Here is a 6,285-nt window from a genome sequence, read left to right on the forward strand (position 1 = left end):
TTGATTGCTTGATTGCTTGATTGCTTGATTGCTTGATTGCTTGATTGCTTGATTGCTTGATTGGTAAACGTTCCGGAAGACCAATTCTTACAACTTATGCTGAAATCGCTCGATCTGCGGAAATGAGGTCGGAGGGACTTGAACCCCCACCTGCCTGGTTAAAAGCCAGTAATGCTACCATTACACCACGACCCCAAATGGGAGAGGGGTGCTTCCGTTTATAACGCTGACTATGAGACATTGTTTCTGTTCCTTAAATTATGATTCAGTGCTAAAAGTGACCCGTGCGGGATTCGAACCCAACCTCCTCGGCTTGAGAAACCAATGACCTCACCAGAAGTCCAACGGGCCATACTCAGTACGTACCTTGATCGCCATGCATACCAACATGCTGTTTTAACCTTGATACGAATTTAATGATTGTGATGAAGACACGAAAAAACCCGCTGCCTTGCGACACCGGGTGAGGTTGATTCTGTGTAAAATCGACCAGGCATCACAAGCGCAAAGGTTTTGCGAGCAGATTCTCTGTCGGGAGACCGACATTCAAATCGCTATTCAGATAGCCATACAGATCGATTGACCACAAAATTGTAAACATGAGATGATTCCGTTGATTGATTTCCAGAGTTAAATAACAGTCTGCCTACATAGAGACCAGACTCCGGAATTGGTTCGCGCTTTTTTGAAAGATTACAGAATTCAGATGCATCAACCGCCACATTTATTTCATCTTTTTATGTTTTCCACTGAATTTTCTTCAAAAGATTTCAAGGCAGTCAGGGTTTAATACTTCTTGTAAACCTTTGACAATTCCAATAGTTCTTTCAGATACGCGGCGGAATGTTCAATCACTGCGTTTTTAAAAACTTCTCCCTTGGCGGCAGTCGCCTGTGTGGGATGCCCCGCATGACCTTCTCCCGATGAAAGCGTATGCATCGACCACATATCCTGCAAAGGTGCTTTAAAATGAGGAGTCGGATTATCAATCCGTTCGTCACGCACATGCTCCGCATTCAGTGCCAGCATCAACGAAGTTTCCACATCGCCGCAATGGACTTCAAAGCCACGTGCAAAGGTATCGTAAATTTCTTGCGGCACTAATTCCCACGGATTGAGATAAAACAGTTGGCACTTCTGTTTCTCGCAATTTAATTCTCGAATGATGGGTTTCAGAATAAAATTACCGCCATGCCACGGACAGACGATTAAATGCTGAATACCTTCGGACTCCAGAGAATTCCAGATATCCCGAATGATGGCACGCATCGTGAGCGGTGTAAAACTGACCGTTCCTTTAAATCCCGTGTTTTCTTCAGATGAAGAGATCGGCAATGTAGGCAAGAGATAAACATGCCCCGGCCAATCTAATTTTGATAACATTTCTGACGAGAGTGCGTCGGCCAATATCGTATCAGTCGCCAGCGGCAAGTGACGCGAATGCTGTTCGGTCGCACCTATGGGAAGAAATGCCAGATTCGGTTTCAGTTCATCCAGTTCAAACGCGGTATTCTGATCATTTAATATTTGCATTGTGATCCATTCTAATTTGATTTAAGTCGATCTACGGGTCTCAACGCTGCATCAACTTTCGAACTTGTTGGGCAATTTTTTCACTGCCCATGGAGGGCTTGAATTCTTGAATCGGTTTCCCGTTTAAGCCTGTCAATGTTATGAACGCGGTTTCAGAGCGACCATCTATCAACGGAGTAAGATGTAGCTGATTGATTGCCTGGTCCGTTTTTTGGCGAGAGGCGGCATCGCCCAGGTTAAACTCGACAAACTCCAATGGTGTATCATCCAGAGTCTCTTCCAGCTCATGATAAACGATTCCCGTCGCACGACAATGCGGACATGCATTGCTATGGCTGCGAAAGGCAACAAGACGGTACGTCTCCGAAGATCCCGCTCCCTTTTCATCTGTCACATTAACTGTTTTCTGATCTTTCCTATCGTCGTCCATCCCAATCAAGGCACCAGTCATATTTTGTTCGGAGTTGATTATTTTCTCAGGTGAGTTCTTAAATTTGGCAACAGGCTGATTCTCCGATGAGCTATTTAAAAGTAAACCGATCGTGAGTACAATCATCGCCGCCAAACCTATCGACGCGCCAATGGCAATCTGCTTCCACCGTCGTGCCGACGCTGCAAACTGTCCGGCATCAAGAATCTGATCAACCAGCTCATCATCAAGATGAAAACTTCCATAGTGCTCTCGGATTTCTGATTCGTATGACGATTGATTCATTTTGTCCTCAGCATCTGATTCGGATCGTAACGAGTGTTGAGCCGTTTCTTGGAACGGGACAGCAGACTTAAAACAGTCCCGCGTGGTTGATTGGTCAATGTGCCAATCTCCTCCGCGGTGTAACCTTCCATACAGTTCAAGAATAATACTTCGCGTTCTTCAGGACGCAGACAACTCAGCATTTCCGCAAGATCAATCTTTTGATCAACAGCACGAGTATGCGAAGTTGATTCATCAGCGATGGAACTTTCCACGACTCGTTCTTCTGAAATCTCACGATGTTTACGTAAACCATCGTAAAACAGATTTCGAACGGCCATAAACAAGTAGCTCTTACCTACCAGTGTCCCCTGACGACGTAATACCTGGAGACAAGCCTGCTGAATCAGATCTTCGGCATCGTGCCGATTATGCGCGAGTGACAAGGCATAACGATACCCCGAATTGATTAGCCCTCGATCATCAATACGTTGATTCAGAGATCGGTTCAATCCTGAGTTCCTTGACTTGGGGCATACGAATACTCACGCGTGCCAAATAATGCTCTTACATCGCTTGTAATATTTCCGGGATGTTTCCGGGTGATCTCGAACGAATCCATTCAGGTTACAAACGAGAAAGCCTTTTGTCATGGATGATTTTCACAAGGATCCCATTTTTCTCAAGATTGATGCAATCAAACTGAGAGAATCAACGTTTAACTATATACACCGTATTTCAATACCATCTTCGCTCGGAGATTTTACATGTCAACTCGTGCTTTGACGCTGCTCGTTGTATTTTGTTATTCGAATCTATCAACCAGCCTCCTGACTGCGCAGACAGGTAATCGAAACCTGATACCAGCCCTGGATCTGAAAACAGCAACCGTCTCGGGAACCTGGACGAAAACAGAGGGAGAACTGAACACAACCGAAAAAAACGCACGTCTGATGCTGCCCGGAATTCTATCTGGCAGTTATGCATTGACAGTAGAATTCACGCGAAATTCCAAACAGGACTCTATCGGTGTCATCCTGCCGGTTGGCATGCGTCAATGCCTGTTTAACTTGTCAGCGTTTAAAGGCGAAGCACACGGAATTGGCCTCATTGATGGGAAGTTGGCCCGTGATAATCTTACAACAGTCAAACCCGGTACATTAAAAAACAACCACCCCTATCGCTTGCTCATCGAAGTCGATCTCAAAAATAATGTGGCCTCAATTTCCTCACAACTGGATGGCCGTCCGTTTCTGAAATGGAGTGGCAATCCGAAATCACTCTCGATGTTTCCAGCCTGGAAACTACCGAAAACAGATCAGGCCGGCCTCTATACAAATTGTGATGTCACTTTTCATAGTATCACTATCAATCGACTCGATCCTAAAATGCGAATGATAAAACCGGTTGCGTCTCCTTCTAAAAACAAGCTCAGCGCACCATCCAAGGGGCCAGTCTTATATTACGACCTCACACATGGCGAAAAACCTGCCGGGATTTTGGAGAAACTGGGACAGAATCAAAACTTTTCGATTCAGTCCTCGACGAAACCCATCACCGCCGACTCACTTCAAAATATTCGACTACTCTACCTCCGCGGCCCTGCGAAATCTTTCACACCCGCAGAGAAAAAAACGATTATTGATTTCGTTCGCAATGGTGGCGCACTGATGCTAATGATGGATGAAGAACGACGCATGCCTTTGAAAAAAACGGGGGTTAACGATTTACTCACGCCATTTGGAATGGAACTAACAGACGATACTGATTATCTGCATAACTGTGGTGCCATTGCAAAAGCAGGAAAAATCAACAAAGCAGATCGTGAATTACCCTTCAGTGGCGGCAGAGCAGTCAAAGGAGGCACACCATTCGGCTTTCAATTAGACCAGGAAGGAAATCCCGCACAAACCTTTGCCGCTTACCAGCAAATTGACGGCGGTGGTAAAATCGTCGTTTTGGCAGAAGGCATGGCCTCCGCATTCATGGGAACAAAGGAGGGAATCCGCCTCAGTGGCGTCCCACGGAACCCGGCCAAAACAACCTACTGGGGAAAAGACAGTGAAATCTTCATGAGCGAAGTTATTGCATGGTTGATGGCTGGTAAAAAGTAATCTGTTCCTGATTTTTTCAAGACCGAAATTAACAATGGCAAATCAAAAAATAATTTCAAAACAGATCAGAATGAGTTGTGGTTTGATATCATTGCTCGTTGTCTTGACAATCACCAATGCAGTATCAGCTACAGATTATTATGTTGCAACAATCGGAAGCGATAGCGATACTGGTTCTCAATCTCAGCCCTTTCAAACAATCGCACGTGCGTTAGCCGCGGCTCGTCTTCCAGGTGATAATGTCATCGTGCGAGAAGGCATCTACCCACAGTCACGGACATTAAATCTGGTCAATGCAGGCGCGAAAGGTCAATTCATCACACTTCGCGCCTTTAAAGATGAAAATGTCGTCATTGATGGATCGAATACCCCTCCGGGTGCATCCCTCATTGCCGTACTCTCGCATCATATACGAATTCAGGGCCTGACCATTCAAAATTCGAATGCTTCAGGAATCACTGCCTGGGGCCCCGGCAGCCGCGTTCACGACATTCAAGTGATTGGCAACTCGATCCATAATTGTCAACTTAGCGGTTTTTACGCCGGCTTTAATCAATTGAGCAATCCCGTCAGAGATATCCTCGTCGAAGGCAACACAATTAAGGATTGTGTGCAGTCAAACAATAAGACAACCCACACAAGCTGGTCCTTCGGCCTGGGTGCGGGCTTGTCAAAAAATGTAACGATAAGAAAGAATATTGTCTCACGCTGTTATGGTGAAGGAATTGGTCTCTATTTATCTGATCACGGTGTGATTGAAGACAATACCGTGCATGATAACTTCTCTGTGAACCTGTATCTGGACAACACCACAAACACGCGCGTGAATAGAAACCTCGTGTATTCCACACACGACAAAAAGTTCTATCGATTCAATCATCCCGCTTCTGGTATTCAGATCGCCAATGAAAACTACCCGGGTCGCTCTAATCCGTCGTCTCATAATGTCATTACCAATAATATCCTCATCAATAATTACGTTGCCTTTTATTATGGTAGTTACCAACGAGGAGGTGGCTTGCGTCAAACCCTATTCGCGAACAACACAGCCTACGGCTCAACAGGTCCCCTGCTCTCCATCAACGCCGACAAAGGCCATCAGGACTCACGGATCATCAACAACATTTTCCATCAAGTTGAAGGAGCGAAAATAACTGACGTTCAAGGGTCCACTGACCAAATCAAATTCCGCAATAACCTCTGGTATGGAGGTGCGCCTCATCAAGCGGTAAAGGGTACAAGCGATATTTACACAGATCCACTCTTTATCAACGGTGGCAGCAATAAAGCAAAAGGCTGCAAACTTCGCAAAAACTCACCCGCCCGCAACGCAGGAATCAAAGCTAAAGAAGTTGATCAGGACTTTGGCGGAAACCAACGCCATAATAAAATTGACCTGGGTGCCTGGCAGTCGGAAGATGAGCCATAGAAAATCGTTCAGTAAAACGCGAGGATTCATTTCCTGCTCTTGAGTCAAGTTGCCGGACCAGCATTCAAAGTCAATTTCCCATTTTCATGCTCATCCTTTCTATCATTCATGAAAACCTGGGTTATGATAAGCAAGACCAAATGGACAGTAATGTCGAATCATCCCCTGGCCTGCTCCTCGCAAGGAATATGACTGACGAAATTCGTACTCATATTTTTATTTCTGATACCAGTCTCAGCACATGCCGAGGATTGGACACCCCCAGAAAACCCTGATCCGCAAACCATTCTGAACGAAGCACAGAGCGACGCACTAGCCAAACGTTACGAAATGGCGCTTGCAAAACATATCTGGTTTCATAAAAACGCGACCAAACTACAGCCAGCCATGATCGGCGTTCGTCTCTCTTTTGCACTCAGCTATTGGCACGATCTGGGAAAAGTATATCCGCCCGCAATAGAGCGTCTCAAAGAGACGCGCGATCAAGCATCCAAAAATGTGCTCAATGGAAAGCA

At 45.5% G+C, this 6,285-nt stretch carries 6 protein-coding genes and 2 tRNA genes; 3 read left to right on the plus strand and 5 right to left on the minus strand.

Annotation, left to right across the window (positions count from 1 at the left end):
* Positions 1-123: 123 nt before the first annotated feature.
* From Q0668_RS15140 to Q0668_RS15160, 5 genes are all read right to left on the minus strand, one after another.
* Positions 124-195: transfer RNA gene (locus Q0668_RS15140), tRNA-Lys, on the minus strand.
* Positions 196-278: 83 nt separating this feature from the next.
* Positions 279-351 (minus strand) — tRNA-Glu (locus tag Q0668_RS15145).
* A gap of 435 nt (positions 352-786) precedes the next feature.
* On the minus strand, positions 787-1,533 hold the full coding sequence (locus Q0668_RS15150; protein WP_298866147.1) for a creatininase family protein: 747 nt from the start codon (positions 1,531-1,533) through the stop codon (positions 787-789).
* Between the two features lie 40 nt (positions 1,534-1,573).
* A complete protein-coding gene (locus Q0668_RS15155) occupies positions 1,574-2,248 on the minus strand; it encodes a hypothetical protein (RefSeq protein WP_298866149.1) in 675 nt (224 codons plus the stop codon).
* Complete coding sequence (locus Q0668_RS15160) at positions 2,245-2,739, minus strand: RNA polymerase sigma factor (RefSeq protein WP_298866150.1); 495 nt, start codon at positions 2,737-2,739, stop codon at positions 2,245-2,247. The genes Q0668_RS15155 and Q0668_RS15160 overlap by 4 nt, the downstream gene beginning before the upstream one ends.
* Positions 2,740-2,994: 255 nt before the next feature.
* Here Q0668_RS15160 and Q0668_RS15165 point away from each other — a divergent pair, with 255 nt between their 5' ends.
* The 3 genes from Q0668_RS15165 to Q0668_RS15175 all read left to right on the plus strand — a co-directional run.
* Positions 2,995-4,341 (plus strand): hypothetical protein, encoded by a 1,347-nt coding sequence (locus Q0668_RS15165; protein ID WP_298866152.1) that lies wholly within the window; start codon positions 2,995-2,997, stop codon positions 4,339-4,341.
* Positions 4,342-4,423: 82 nt separating this feature from the next.
* The gene (locus Q0668_RS15170; protein ID WP_298866154.1) at positions 4,424-5,770 is read left to right on the plus strand and encodes a right-handed parallel beta-helix repeat-containing protein; all 1,347 of its coding nucleotides are present in this window, start codon (positions 4,424-4,426) and stop codon (positions 5,768-5,770) included.
* 330 nt (positions 5,771-6,100) lie between these two features.
* On the plus strand, positions 6,101-6,285 hold a 185-nt coding region (locus tag Q0668_RS15175; protein WP_298866156.1), incomplete at its 3' end, for a hypothetical protein.

The organism is uncultured Gimesia sp. (genome assembly GCF_937910335.1).
Lineage (GTDB): Bacteria > Planctomycetota > Planctomycetia > Planctomycetales > Planctomycetaceae > Gimesia.